General features: G+C 60.5%; 14 protein-coding genes. 8 read left to right on the forward strand and 6 right to left on the reverse strand.

The window, feature by feature from the left end:
* The first annotated feature begins 17 nt into the window (after positions 1-17).
* Genes IEQ42_RS25130 through IEQ42_RS25145 form a run of 4 tightly spaced genes read left to right on the forward strand, consistent with a single transcriptional unit; the run spans position 18 to position 3597 of the window.
* Positions 18-947: a metal ABC transporter substrate-binding protein gene (locus tag IEQ42_RS25130; protein ID WP_210705901.1), complete on the forward strand. Its 930-nt coding sequence runs from the start codon at positions 18-20 to the stop codon at positions 945-947.
* Positions 944-1792 (forward strand): metal ABC transporter ATP-binding protein, encoded by an 849-nt coding sequence (locus IEQ42_RS25135; protein ID WP_228732038.1) that lies wholly within the window; start codon positions 944-946, stop codon positions 1790-1792. The genes IEQ42_RS25130 and IEQ42_RS25135 overlap by 4 nt, the downstream gene beginning before the upstream one ends.
* Positions 1792-2691 (forward strand): metal ABC transporter permease, encoded by a 900-nt coding sequence (locus tag IEQ42_RS25140; protein ID WP_007917717.1) that lies wholly within the window; start codon positions 1792-1794, stop codon positions 2689-2691. The genes IEQ42_RS25135 and IEQ42_RS25140 overlap by 1 nt, the downstream gene beginning before the upstream one ends.
* On the forward strand, positions 2692-3597 hold the full coding sequence (locus tag IEQ42_RS25145; protein WP_210705902.1) for a metal ABC transporter substrate-binding protein: 906 nt from the start codon (positions 2692-2694) through the stop codon (positions 3595-3597).
* Between the two features lie 198 nt (positions 3598-3795).
* Here the strand turns inward: IEQ42_RS25145 and IEQ42_RS25150 are convergent, their stop codons facing one another.
* The 5 genes from IEQ42_RS25150 to IEQ42_RS25170 form a co-directional block, all read right to left on the reverse strand.
* Entirely contained in the window at positions 3796-4020 is a 225-nt protein-coding gene (locus IEQ42_RS25150) for an MbtH family protein (RefSeq protein WP_042560205.1), read from the reverse strand.
* Positions 4021-4103: 83 nt separating this feature from the next.
* A complete protein-coding gene (locus tag IEQ42_RS25155; protein WP_210705903.1) occupies positions 4104-5516 on the reverse strand; it encodes an aspartate aminotransferase family protein in 1413 nt (470 codons plus the stop codon).
* Positions 5517-5659: 143 nt separating this feature from the next.
* Positions 5660-6145, reverse strand: coding sequence for a GNAT family N-acetyltransferase (locus IEQ42_RS25160; RefSeq protein WP_210705904.1), 486 nt, complete (start codon positions 6143-6145; stop codon positions 5660-5662).
* Positions 6146-6245: 100 nt separating this feature from the next.
* Complete coding sequence (locus IEQ42_RS25165) at positions 6246-7568, reverse strand: ATP-binding protein (RefSeq protein ID WP_210705905.1); 1323 nt, start codon at positions 7566-7568, stop codon at positions 6246-6248.
* A complete protein-coding gene (locus IEQ42_RS25170; protein ID WP_042560210.1) occupies positions 7568-8248 on the reverse strand; it encodes a response regulator in 681 nt (226 codons plus the stop codon). Before IEQ42_RS25170 ends, IEQ42_RS25165 begins: the two co-directional genes overlap by 1 nt.
* A 273-nt stretch (positions 8249-8521) precedes the next feature.
* On the opposite strand from IEQ42_RS25170, the gene IEQ42_RS25175 reads away from it, so the two are divergent.
* The 4 genes from IEQ42_RS25175 to dsbG all read left to right on the forward strand — a co-directional run bounded on the left by IEQ42_RS25175 (position 8522) and on the right by dsbG (position 12667).
* The gene (locus IEQ42_RS25175; protein ID WP_210705906.1) at positions 8522-9211 is read left to right on the forward strand and encodes a hypothetical protein; all 690 of its coding nucleotides are present in this window, start codon (positions 8522-8524) and stop codon (positions 9209-9211) included.
* Positions 9212-9306: 95 nt separating this feature from the next.
* Positions 9307-11040 (forward strand): protein-disulfide reductase DsbD, encoded by a 1734-nt coding sequence (gene dsbD, locus IEQ42_RS25180; protein ID WP_150686740.1) that lies wholly within the window; start codon positions 9307-9309, stop codon positions 11038-11040.
* Complete coding sequence (locus IEQ42_RS25185) at positions 11040-11921, forward strand: prolipoprotein diacylglyceryl transferase family protein (RefSeq protein WP_210705907.1); 882 nt, start codon at positions 11040-11042, stop codon at positions 11919-11921. Before dsbD ends, IEQ42_RS25185 begins: the two co-directional genes overlap by 1 nt.
* Positions 11897-12667: a thiol:disulfide interchange protein DsbG gene (gene dsbG, locus IEQ42_RS25190; protein ID WP_210705908.1), complete on the forward strand. Its 771-nt coding sequence runs from the start codon at positions 11897-11899 to the stop codon at positions 12665-12667. Before IEQ42_RS25185 ends, dsbG begins: the two co-directional genes overlap by 25 nt.
* Before the next feature lie 70 nt (positions 12668-12737).
* Here the strand turns inward: dsbG and IEQ42_RS25195 are convergent, their stop codons facing one another.
* Positions 12738-13559: an alpha/beta fold hydrolase gene (locus tag IEQ42_RS25195; RefSeq protein WP_210705909.1), complete on the reverse strand. Its 822-nt coding sequence runs from the start codon at positions 13557-13559 to the stop codon at positions 12738-12740.
* Positions 13560-13602 lie beyond the last annotated feature (43 nt).

Genomic DNA, 13602 nt, shown 5'->3' on the forward strand with positions numbered 1-13602 from the left:
GAGAAGACCGCTTGCCCATGTCTATTTCATCTACACGCCGTCCCTTGTTGCGTCTGTTTCTGTTGAGCATTTGCACCTGCCTGCTGAGCCCGCTGGTCAGCGCCGATCCAGCCAAACGCCTGCGCATCGGCATTACCCTGCACCCTTATTACAGTTATGTGGCGAACATCGTCGGCGACAAGGCCGAGGTGGTCCCGTTGATTCCGGCCGGCTTCAATCCGCACGCCTACGAACCACGGTCCGAGGACATCAAGCGCATCAGTGGTCTCGACGTGATCGTGCTCAACGGTGTCGGCCATGATGACTTCGCCGACCGCATGATCGCCGCCAGCGAAACCCCGAACATCAAGACCATCGAGGCCAACGCAAACGTACCGCTGCTGGCCGCCACCGGTGTGGCTGCGCGGGGTGCCGGCAAAGTGGTGAACCCGCATACCTTCCTGTCGATCAGCGCCTCCATCGCGCAGGTCAACAACATCGCTCGGGAGTTGGGCAAGCTCGATCCGGACAATGCCAAGACCTACACGCAGAACGCACGCGCCTACGGCAAACGCCTGCGGCAGATGCGCGCTGACGCGTTGGCCAAGCTGACCCAGGCGCCGAACGCCGAGTTGCGTGTGGCCACCGTTCACGCGGCTTACGACTATCTGTTGCGCGAGTTCGGGCTGGAAGTGACGGCAGTGGTCGAGCCGGCCCACGGTATCGAGCCGAGCCCGAGCCAGTTGAAGAAGACCATCGACCAACTGCGCGAACTGGATGTGAAGGTGATCTTCTCGGAAATGGACTTTCCGTCTACTTACGTCGAAACCATTCAGAGTGAATCGGGCGTGAAGCTGTACCCGCTGTCGCACATTTCCTACGGCGAATACACCGCCGACAAGTACGAAAAAGAAATGACCGGCAACCTCAACACCGTGGTTCGGGCAATTCAGGAGTCTGGCGCATGACATCCAGAGAAACCCTGATCGCAGAAAACACCGAGTCCCCTGTAGGAGCGAGCCTGCTCGCGAAGGCGCCCGGCCAAGCACCATCATTGTTGAATGACACACCTCAATCGCGAGCAGGCTCACTCCTACAGGTTTGTGGGCCGACCCTGGAATTTGCAGAGGTCTGCCTGACACTGGGCCGCACGACAATTCTCGACAACGTCTCCTTCCAGGTGCAGCCCGGCACCGTGCATGCACTGGTCGGTCCCAACGGCGGCGGCAAGAGTTCGCTGATCAAGACTTTGCTGGGGCAGATGCCGCATCAGGGTCGGTTGAGTCTGCAATGGCCCGGCGAGCCCGGCACCATCGGTTATGTGCCGCAGGCGCTTGAGTTCGATCGCGGCTTGCCGATGACGGTCGATGATTTCATGGCTGCCATGTGCCAGCGCCGCCCGGCGTTTCTCGGTTTGAGCAAGCACTACGCCGGCGCCATCGGCGAAGCGCTGGAACGGGTCGGTATGCAGGACAAACGCAAACGCCGCATGGGCGCGCTGTCCGGAGGTGAACGTCAACGGGTGTTGCTCGCCCAGGGCTTGATCCCTGCGCCACAACTGCTGGTGCTGGATGAACCCATGTCTGCTCTCGATGAGGCAGGGATCCGGGTCTTCGAACGCCTGCTCGCCGACTGGCGCGCGGCGGGCATCACCGTGCTGTGGATCGAACACGATCTGGAAGCGGTCGGCCGTCTGGCTGATCGGGTCACTGGCCTCAACCGTCGCGTGCTGTTCGACGCCACGCCACAACAGGCGCTAACACCGGAACGACTGCTGACCCTGTTCTCGACCCATCCACGGAGCGCTGCCTGATGAGTTACGAAGCCTTTCGGTTGATGGTCCAGGGTTGGGCCTCTTCCGGTTATCTGCCGGAGGCGCTGGCTTACGGTTTTGTGGTCAACGCGCTGCTCGCCGGCCTGTTGATCGGCCCGGTGCTGGGTGGGCTCGGCACGCTGGTGGTGGTCAAGCGCTTTGCGTTTTTCTCCGAAGCGGTCGGCCACGCAGCGCTGACCGGTGTGGCGATTGGCATCCTGCTGGGCGAACCCTACACCGGGCCTTATGGCAGCCTGTTCGGCTACTGCCTGCTGTTCGGCATTTTGCTCAACTACCTGCGCAACCGCACCGGTCTGGCGCCGGACACATTGATCGGTGTTTTCCTGTCGGTGTCGCTGGCCCTGGGCGCAAGCCTGCTGCTGATTCTCGCGGGCAAGATCAACGTGCACATTCTGGAAAACGTATTGTTCGGCTCAGTGCTGACAGTCAACGGCAATGATCTGGCGGTATTGGCCATCGTCGGCTCGCTGGTGATGGCCCTGGCGTTGCCACTGTACAACCGCATCATGCTGGCCAGTTTCAACCCGCAACTGGCGGCCGTTCGCGGCGTGGCGGTGAAGACTCTGGATTACCTCTTCGTGATTCTGGTGACACTGATCACCGTGGCCGCCGTGAAAGTCATCGGCGCAATTCTGGTGGGTGCCCTGCTGGTGATTCCGGCGGCGGCGGCGCGCTTGCTCAGCCAGTCGCTCAAGGGCTTTTTCTGGTGTTCGGTGCTGATTGCCACGGTCAGCACGTTGTGCGGGATTCTCGCGCCGATTGTTTTCGATCTGCCGATCCCGTCCGGCGCCGCGATCATTCTGGTCGCCGGTATTGCCTTCGCCCTCGCCGCCATCGCGCGCGGGGTTGTCCCGAGTCTGAAAGGGAATCTTGGATAAATGCTTTTTTCATTGCGCAACCTGACGTTGGCCATGGCCCTGTGCGGCGTGGTCTCCACACCTTTAATGGCCGCCGAAAGCGCCAAGCCCTTGCGAGTGCTGGCCTCTCTTCCGATCACCTATGGCCTGGGCGAGGTGCTGCTCAAAGGCACCGACGTCAGCCTCGAACGCGCGGCACCGGCGAACCTGCCGGGTAGCCGCCAGACCGCGTACTTCACCGGGCGCGGCGCTCCGGCACTGAATAAACTGGCCACCGGCGCCGATGCGGTGATCGGCGTGCGCTCGCTGTGGGCCGATGACCCGCTGTACCCCTTCGCCCGTCGCAGCAACATTCGTATCGTTGAAGTCGATGCCGCACGCCCGGTCGACGGCGCGTTGCCCGGCATCGCCGTGCAACCGGATTTGAAAGTCGACGGTTTGAACAGCCAGCCGTGGCTGGCGAGTAACAACATGGGGCGCATGGCAGACGTGATGGCCGCAGATCTGGTGCGTCTGGCACCCAGCGCCAAGCCGAAGATCGAAGCGAATCTGGCGCTGTTGAAACAACGCCTGCTCAAACTCAGCGCCGCCAGTGAGGCGCGTCTGGCCAATGCCGATAACCTGAGTGTGATGAGCTTGAGCGATCACTTCGGCTATCTGATCGGCAGCCTGAACCTTGAACTGATCGGGCAGGATCCACGTCCTGATGCAGACTGGACGCCCGAGGATCTGAAAAAACTCACGGCGACACTCAAGGAAAATGATGTGGCAGTGGTGTTGCATCACCGTCAGCCAACGGAAGCGGTGAAAGCGGCGATTGCCGAGTCAGGTAGCCGATTGCTGGTGCTGAGTATCGATGCCGAAGATCCGGTGGCGGAGCTCGAGAGCAATGTGGATTTACTGCTCAAGGGGCTGAGCGGGGCTTAACTTCAGTTGTACCGCGTTATCGTTCATCGCTGGCAAGCCAGCTCCCACAGGGTTTTGTTGTGTTCCACAAATGCGGTACACACCTCAGATCACTGTGGGAGCTGCCAGCGATGAGGTCCTGACAAAAACCCCGTATTCCGGACATGAAAAAACCCGCTGACTGTCTCCAGTCCAGCGGGTTTCTTTTTGCCGGTCAGCTTATTGAGCCGCAGCCAGCCCTTCCATCTTCTGGCGCAGGCTGAGTGGGCGCATGTCGGTCCAGACTTCTTCGATGTAGGCCAGGCATTCCTTTTTCAGGCCGCTCTTGCCCACGGTGCGCCAGCCTTCTGGCACGGCCTTGTAATCCGGCCAGATCGAGTACTGCTCTTCGTGGTTGACCACGACCTGAAAGAGGATGTCCTCACGGTCGAATACTGACGTCATGCTGGTTCTCCATCGTTGTAAGGGTGGGCTGCACGTCGGGTGCAGCCGGGTATGTAGAAAGAACGTTCGGCGCGCTGAAAAATTTACACAGCGGCAGTAGCGGCAGCCAATGCACGACCGAAGATCTCGGCAACGCGGTCGATCTCGACGGCGGTGATCACCAGTGGTGGCAGGAAACGCACGACGGCGCCATGCCGACCGCCCAGTTCCAGAATCAAGCCGCGCTTGAGGCATTCGCGCTGCACCAATGGCGCCAGACGCGCAAACGCCGGCGGATGGCCGAGCGCATCCGGGGTGCCCGTCGGGTCCACCAGCTCGACGCCCAACATCAGGCCACGACCACGGATATCGCCCATCTGCGGGAAATCACGCTGCAGGATGTGCAGGTGCTCGCTCAGGCGCTCGCCCATGGCGGCCGCGTGTTCGCACACTTTGTGTTCAAGCAGATAACGCATCACCGCAGAACCGGCGGCCATCGCCATCTGATTGCCACGGAACGTGCCAGCGTGTGCGCCCGGCTGCCAGGTGTCGAGCCAGTCGCGATAGACCACGACCGCCAGCGGCAGGCTGCCGCCGATAGCTTTGGACAGTACGACCACATCCGGAGTGATACCGGCATGTTCGAAGGCAAACATCTTGCCGGTGCGGGCAAATCCGCTCTGAATCTCATCGACAATCAGCGCTACGCCAGCCTTCTCGGTGATCCGACGCAAGCCGCGCAGCCATTCGATGTCGGCCGGAATCACTCCGCCCTCACCCTGCACCGCTTCGACGATCACGGCCGCTGGCAATTGCACGCCGGCCTCGGGATCGTTGAGCAAATTATCCAGATAGCTCAGGTTGGCCTTCACCCCGTCAGCGCCGCCGATGCCGAACGGGCAACGGTAGTCATACGGAAACGGCATGAACTGCACGCCGTTGCTGAGTAACGCACCCAGCGGCTTTTTCGGCCCCAGGCTACCCATCAGGCTCAAAGCGCCCTGGCTCATGCCGTGATAACCACCGGAGAACGACAACACGGTGCTGCGACCGGTGGCCGTGCGTACCAGTTTCAATGCCGCTTCCACTGCGTCAGTACCGGTCGGGCCGCAGAACTGGATTTTCGCTTGCGACGCCAGTTGTGCCGGCAGTAAGCCGAACAGATCCTGGACAAACTGATCCTTGACCGGGGTGGTCAGGTCCAGCGTGTGCAGCGGCAGCTCATCGGCCAGCACCTGCTGGATCGCTGCGATCACCACCGGATGGTTATGCCCCAGTGCCAGCGTGCCGGCACCGGCCAGACAGTCGATGAACGTACGCCCTTCAACATCTTCGACATAAAGGCCCCTGGCCCGCTTGAGTGCCAGGGGAATGCGTCGCGGATAGCTGCGGGCATTGGACTCCTGCTGTGCCTGACGAGCCAGCAGTGGCGATTCGTTGAATTCATACAACGTTTCCGCTGGCGCCGAGGTGACCCGGGCCGATGACTCTCTGATAAGGCTGGTGGCAACTGACATCTGTCGACCCCTCGATTCGCTATGGATAGTGACCAAAACAGCACACCGGACAGGTGCGCGTTCCAGTCACGGGGCGCACTTGCAGGTTTTCCTGTTCTGGAAACGCTTAAGCGAGGCAAGGATTTAGCCCCTGGAGCGACTGTTCATCCGGACATTGCCAGCGGCTTGGCCATAGGCAGGATCTGCAAGCCGTTATGCGCGAGGGAAGGTGCAGATTCGCGGTAACCCAAATGGCGATAGAACGCTTCGCCGGTGCGCGTGCTGTTGAGGTGGGCGGTGCGCACACCGCGTACCCGCAGCCAGCCTTCCAGATCGTTCATCAGCGCCCTCCCCACGCCACGGCGAAATGATTCCGGTTGTACGTGGCAAAGCACAACGTCGCCATCCAGACGGGCCATGCCGATACCGACCGGTTTGTCCGCCAGCATGGCAATACTCAGATAGAAGTGCGGATTCGCGAGCCAGGCACTGATGAAATCGGCAGACTGCTGCCGGGTCCAGTCACTGACGATCAACGGGTCGTTGCGGTGATCGAGCGCACAACCAAAACGGATCGAGCGTTCGATGATACGGCTGATGATTCCGACGTCGGCCAGAATGGCCGGACGAATGCAGACAGGTGCTTGCATGGCGCTGTTCCCTCAATCCATTGAGTCAAGGCTGGCGCCGACCTTAACGTCAGCGCCGCCGATTAACCAATGCAGAGAAGTTACATTTGATGTGCAGGCGTCAGAGGGATTGCAACGGCATCGTCAGCTCAACGCGCAAACCATCCGGGCGGCTGTCGAAATGCAGGGCGCAGTCGCAACGCTGGACGATCGCCTGGACAATCGCCAGGCCGAGGCCGCAACCGGTGCTCTGACCGTTGCGCCAGAAGCGCTGGGTAAGGTACTGCAAATCATCCGGCGCAATGCCCGGGCCATGGTCGCGTACGACGAAACGTACGCGGTTGCCGATGGTTTCCAGACGCAGCTCGACCGCACAATCCTCGGAGGTATGGCGCAGGGCGTTGTCGAGCAGATTGCGCAACGCGGCGATCGACAGGACCGCAGGCATTTGCAACGGTGCAGACGAGAGTTCGGCGGGCAGGTGCAGTTTGATCCGCAGACGCTCGCCACCCGTAGCGTCGGCAATCGCCAACCTGGCCACTTGCTCGGCGCTGTACTGCGTGCCGTCGTCGAAGGACAGACTGCCCTCGACCCGTGCCAGCAACAGCAGTTGCTCAAGCGTGCGGTGCAAACGGTCGGCGCCCTCCTCGGCCCGCGCCAGCGATTGATCGCGGGCGCTGCCCTCGGTCATGCGCGCCACTTGCAGGTGCGTCTTGATCGCCGTCAGCGGGCTGCGCAGTTCATGCGCGGCGTCACCGGTCAATCGACGTTCACGCTCGATGGTCTTGCCGATGCGCTGGAACAGCTGATTCTGGGTATCGAGCAGCGGCATCAATTCGCTGGGAAACGATTGCAATTGCAGCGGTTCGAGCGAGTCGGCATTACGTCGCATCAAGGCTTCGCGCAGGCGATTGAGCGGGGCCAGGCCTTGCCCGATTCCCAGCCACAACAGGCACAGACAGCCGAGCAACGCCACGCCTACCGGCACCGACGCCGCCAGCAGGATCGACATGTTCAGGGCTTCGCGCTCGATCTGCCGATCCGCCGTGGTAATCCGTACATCGCCCCGGGCGAGGGTGAAGCTGCGCCATGGTGCGCCGTCGATCATCTGATCGTGGAAGCCCATTTTCTCGGCTTCCAGCGCTTGCTCGGGATTGTTATGGCTGCGCGCGAGAATTTCCCCGCGCAACGAGCTGACCTGACAGGCCATGCCGCCGGGAATGTTCAGCTGTTCGGCACTGAAATGCGTGCCCTCGCCTTTGCTCGGCAATGTCGGCAATTGCTCCAGCAACCCGGCCACCATGCGCGCCGAAGCCACCAGACGCTGGTCGAGGGAAAACATCATCTGGTTGCGCAGATCGCTGAGCATCCAGGCCGCTGCCAGCGCCCAGATCAGCGCGAACGCGGCGCCAAGGGTCAGGCTCAAGCGCAGGCGCAGGCTCATCACTTGCCTTGATCTCCACCATCGGCCGGCCCCAGGCGATAGCCCAGACCGCGCACGGTTTCGACGATACCTTTACCGAGTTTGCTGCGCAGGTGATGGATATGGACGTTCAGCGCGTTGCTTTCCAGCTCATCGTTGAAGCCGTAGACGCTGTCCTTCAACTGCTCGGTGGACAGGACCCGACCGCGATTGTGCAGCAGTGCCTGCAACAGCGATTGCTCGCGCCGCGACAGGTCCACCGATTGCCCGGCCAGTCGGGTTTCGCGGCTGCTCGGGTCGTAGGTCAGCGCACCGTGCTCGATCAGGTTGACGCTGCGCCCGGCCACCCGCCGCAGCAAGGTTTGCAGACGCGCAAACAACTCACGCAAATCGAATGGCTTGAGCAAGTAGTCATCAGCACCGGCCTGCAAGCCATCTACGCGATCGGTGACCGAGTCGCGCGCCGTCAGGATCAGCACCGGGATCTCCAGGCCGTGCTGGCGTAACTGCTGCAACAATTTCAGACCATCTTCGTCGGGCAAACCGAGATCAAGCACCATCACATCAAACTCGGCAACCTTGAGCATCGCCCGGGCCTTGGACGCCGTATTGACATGCTCGACGGTCAAGCCTTGAGCCGTGAGACCGGCAACGATGCCACTGGCAATCAGCTCATCGTCTTCGCAAACCAATACGTGCATGGGAGCTCCCTGAGCAAAAACGCGAGTGAAGCAGGTGAGGATTAAGCGGCAATTATGGCTGTCACCGGGGGTAACGGGAAGCCGAGTCAAGAACAAGTCGTGCCTGCACGGCTGCATCGACTGTTTGGAACAGGTAAACAGCGCGCAACTAACGCCCCTACAAACAGCCCGTGAAATAAATCCCGACATATAGCCGCTACAATTTAATAACTACCCGAGATAGCCTGAGCAGGCACTAAAAACTACAGCTTCTTTAAAAGGACTTTAATAAACATGCCTGCATTGAATAACTTTGTTGCGGTCGACTGGCGCTCTGGCGCAGATCGCATTTACTTTTTTTTCAAGGATACCGACACCTATTCCCGGTTCAATATCGGCGGCGATGTTCCGAACGGCTATCCCGCCTCTATCAACGGCAGATGGGACACTTTCACGCCTTACATCCAGAACCTGCGCTTCGGCTTCACCACGACTTCTCTGGGTTTCAACACGCGCAGCGATGAAGATATCGCCTGGCTGTTCTTCTACTACGGCGATACCCCGGCCGTGTGCAAATACGACCAGGATACAGACAACGTTTCGGGCATCTACGCGTTAGCCGACACACTCTGGAAACCGATACTTCCCTACTTTGACAAAATCATTGCCGGCACCTGGACAGAGGTTTCCGGCCACCCTTTCCTGTTCAAATTCATTCTGAACGACGGTCATTATCTGAGCTTCAACTACAAGGCAAAAACACTCACCCGCAATGCCTTTGGTCAGAACCGCCTGGGCGCCCTGGCCCCTTACAAGGACCGGATCATCACGGCGGCCCAAAACGATCGAACTTTCGCCGACAGCTATTGGTATATTTTCCTCACCCATAACCAGTATCTTGTTTACAACATACAGGCCGACAAGCTCGCATCCGGCCCGCACACCATCAACGAAAGCAACTGGCCAGGGTTGTTACGCAACTGACCGGGCCGGCAGCGGCATCACAGGGCGCGGTTAATCATCGGTTAATCGCTACCGCCCATTGTGCCCCCACTTGCACAGGGACAAGGCTCCTCTCCATGCGTCATATTTTTCTACTGTTTGCGCTTCTGATCTCAGGCCTGGCCCAGGCGGGAAACAATCCTTTCGAGACAAAAGCGGATTTTCTGCCGGTCGATAAAGCGTTCGTTCTCACCTCCGAGCGCCTGGAATCCGGTGAAACCCAGCTGTTCTGGCAGATCACCGACGGCTACTACCTGTATCAGAAACGCCTGAAGTTCGACGGTTTGAGTGCTGCACAACAGCCGACGCTGCCCGAAGGCGAATCCCACAGCGACGAGTTCTTCGGAGAACAACCGGTTTATCGCCAAGGGCTGGAGGTAAAGATCCCGGCGACGGCGACCGGTCAAATCAAGGTCAGCTATCAGGGCTGCGCCGATGCGGGTCTGTGTTACCCGCCGCAAACCCGGGTCATTGATCTGGGCGGCAAAGCGGTCACGCCGGCCAATGCGCAAGCACCGGATGAAGCCCTGGCCAACAGCCTTCAGCAACGAGCACTGGGCTGGAGCCTGCTGGTATTTTTCGGCCTCGGCCTGCTGCTTGCCTTCACCCCTTGCACATTGCCGATGTTGCCGATTCTGGCGGGCATGATTGTCGGCAGCGGCGCGACGCCACGCCGGGGTTTCGCGCTGGCAGGCAGTTATGTGATCTGCATGGCGCTGGTGTATGCGGCGATGGGTGTGATTGCTGCGCTGCTCGGGGCGAACCTGCAAGCCTGGTTGCAAAACCCGTGGTTGCTGGGTGCGTTTGCCGCAGTGTTTGTGGTGCTGGCATTGCCGATGTTCGGCTTCTTTGAACTGCAATTGCCGGTGGCCTTGCGTGACCGACTGGAACACGCCTCGCGCAGTCGCAGCGGCGGCAGCCTGGTTGGCGCCGGCGTGCTCGGCGCACTGTCCGGTCTGCTGGTCGGCCCGTGCATGACCGCGCCACTCGCCGGTGCGTTGCTGTACATCGCGCAAAGCGGCAACGCCCTGCACGGCGGGCTGATTCTGTTCTCGCTGGGGATCGGCATCGGTGTGCCGCTGATGTTGCTGGTGACCGTAGGTAATCGCTTCCTGCCCAAACCCGGCGACTGGATGAACCTGCTCAAGGGCGTGTTCGGTTTCCTGTTCCTCGCCACGGCGTTGCTGATGTTGCGCCCGGTGCTGGACCCGTCGTTATGGCTCGGTCTGTGCGGCGCCTTGTTGTTGATCGCCGCCTACTGCGCGTGGAAGCAGTCCGAAGGCTTCGGCCGTGTCGCTCAGTTGTTCGGCGCCACTGCATTGCTGCTTGGGTTATGGGGCAGTTTGCTGATGATCGGTGCCGCCGGCGGCAGTGACGATCCGTATCAACCGCTGCAGGTTTACAGTGGCGACCGTGTCGCCAGTGCTGCGCCGAATGGTCATGATGCGTTCACCACCATCAAGGAACCGGCAGCACTGCAACGCGAGCTGGATGCCGCCAAGGCCCAGGGCCAGTGGGTGCTGCTTGATTACTACGCCGACTGGTGCGTTTCCTGCAAAGTCATGGAAAAGCAGGTGTTCGGCAAGGACAAGGTGATGCAGGCGTTGAGCGACGTACGCCTGCTGCGGCTGGATGTGACGGCCGACAATGCCGCCAGCCGCGAATTGCTCGGCCGCTATAAAGTGCCGGGGCCACCGACTTTTGTCTGGATCGGCGCTGACGGCGAAGAGCGCCGCAGCCAGCGGATCACCGGCGAAGTCGATGCCGATACGTTCCTGCAACGCTGGACCATCACCCGAGACGCCAACTAATGCTGACCTTCACCCTCGGCACCTTTGCCATCGCGCTTAACCATTTGCTGCTGATCAGTGCATTGGCACTGGCGACCTTCGTCGGTTGGCGAGTGGCCAAACGCGGTGGCGATAATCCGGAGTCGGCGCTGTTCAGTCTGTTCCTGATTGGTATGCTCGCGGCCCGCATCGCGTTTGTCGCGATGTACTGGAGCCACTACCGCAATGATCTGTGGCAGATCGTCGACCTGCGCGATGGCGGTTTTCTCGCCTGGCCGGGGGTCATCGTGTTGCTGCTCGTCGCACTGTATCGCGGCTGGCGTCGCCCGGGGCTGCGTCGGCCGCTGGCTTTTGGCGTGGCCAGTGGTGTGCTGTTCTGGGTGATGGCGACACTGTCATTGAACATCTACGAAGAGGGCACGCGACTGCCAGACATCTCCTTGCGTAACGCCGCCGGGGAAACCATCCAGCTCAGCGACTATAAAGGTGGGCCGCTGGTGATCAACCTGTGGGCCACCTGGTGTCCACCGTGCCGGCGCGAGATGCCGGTACTGGAAAGCGCCCAGCAGCAACGCCCTGACCTGACGTTCCTGTTCGTCAATCAGGCCGAAAGCATGCAAAGCGTTGCGACGTTTCTCGAAACCCAGGGCCTGAGCCTGACCAACGTGTTGTTCGACCGCAGCGGTCGTTTGGGTCAGGCCGTGGGTTCCATGGCATTGCCGACTACCCTGTTCTATAGCCCTGATGGTCGCCTGTTGGCCAGTCACCTGGGCGAGTTGTCGAACGCCAGCCTGGCTCGCGCAATGGAAAACTTCGACACCCCCAATTCAAACCCGAACCCGGCCTCCGCACCGGCCACTTCGTCAAGGAAACTGCCATGCCCCGCCTCCGCCACCTGCTGACGCTGACTCTGGGCACTGCCCTGTTGCAACTGCCGTCGGTTCAGGCCGCTGAAGAATTGCCTGCCGCGATCAAGCAGATCGAGGCCAAAGGCGCGAAAATCGTCGGCCAGTTCGATGCACCCGACGGCCTGCGCGGTTACGCGGCGCAATACCAGAACCGCGGCATGGCGCTGTACCTGACCCCGGACGGTAAGCACGTTCTGCTGGGCAACCTGTACGACGCCGACGGCAAAGACCTGAGCAGCGAACCGTTGCAGAAACTGGTGTACGCGCCAATGGCCAAGGAAGTCTGGGCCAAGTTCGAGGCGAGCAACTGGATTCAGGACGGCAACAATGATGCGCCGCGCACGGTGTACCTGTTCAGCGATCCGAACTGCCCGTATTGCAACGTGTTCTGGGAACAGGCCCGCCCGTGGGTCAAGTCCGGCAAAGTGCAGTTGCGCCACATCATGGTCGGGATCATCCGCGAAGACAGCCCGGGGAAATCCGCCGCGTTGCTCGCCGCCAAAGACCCGGCCAAAGCGCTGGAAGATCACGAAAAGGCCGGCAAGGGCAGTTCGCTCAAGGCCTTGAAAGACATCCCGGTAGCCGTGCAGACAAAATTGGCGGCGAACATGCAGTTGATGGACGACCTCGAATTGCAGGCCACTCCGGCGATTTTCTACATGGATGACAAGGGTGAGCTGCAACAGCAACAAGGCGCGCCGACGCCGGACAAGTTGGCGAAGATTCTCGGACCTAAATAAGCAAGATCAAAAGATCGCAGCGTGCCGCACATCCTTATAGGAGCTGCGGCACGCTGCGATCTTTTTCTCATCAGCGCCGCAAGTCGCGCTCAGCCAAAAACTTCAGCAACGCGTCATTCACAAACTGCGGATTCTCCAGATTGGAGATATGCCCCGCCTCCGGCACCAACACCCACGGGCAACCGATCAGCTCGGCCATTTCCTGTGCTTCCGTCGGCGGCCGTGGCTTGTCCTGATCACCGCACAGCACCAGGGTGGTCGCGGCGTTCAGCTCGCCCAGACGTGGCAACAAATCATCGCGACCGAAGGTGATGCGGCCCATGGGCACGATGCTTTCGCGCAGACGTTCGGATGAATACCCCGCGAGTTTGGCGCGCAAGTCCTGATACAGCGCCGATTGTGGATCGATGCCCGGGCGGAAGAAAATCGGTACTACGATGTCGAGCAACGCGTCGGAAATTTCGCCGCTTTCCTCAATCTGCTTGAACAGCGAGAAGTAGTACTGACGGGTTGGCTCAGGTTCGACGCCGACGTAAGTGTCCATCAGCACCAGACCGTTAAGCCGATGCGGTGCCGACAGTGCCAGGCGTACCCCCCACATGCCGCCAACCGACAGGCCGACCAAGGTGATCTGGTCGATATCTAGATGATCGAGCAACGCCTGCGCCTGACGCGCGATGTCATCCAGCGAAGTGGTGTTTTCCGGCAATCGCCCAGACTCGCCGTGGCCCCAGAGGTCCAGCGCAATCACCCGATAGTGCGGCGCCAGCGCGGCGATCTGCGGCGCCCACATGGCCTGATCCCACAGATAGCTGCCAGCCAGCAATACAGCCGGGCCTGTGCCTTGATCAATGTAGTGAAGTGCCTGTCCGTCAACCGTGAAAAAAGGCATCGACTAACCCCTCGTTTGCAAAAAGAGAACCGGCAGACTGAGC

It is taken from the genome of Pseudomonas iridis, assembly GCF_017980685.1.
Taxonomy (GTDB): domain Bacteria; phylum Pseudomonadota; class Gammaproteobacteria; order Pseudomonadales; family Pseudomonadaceae; genus Aquipseudomonas; species Aquipseudomonas iridis.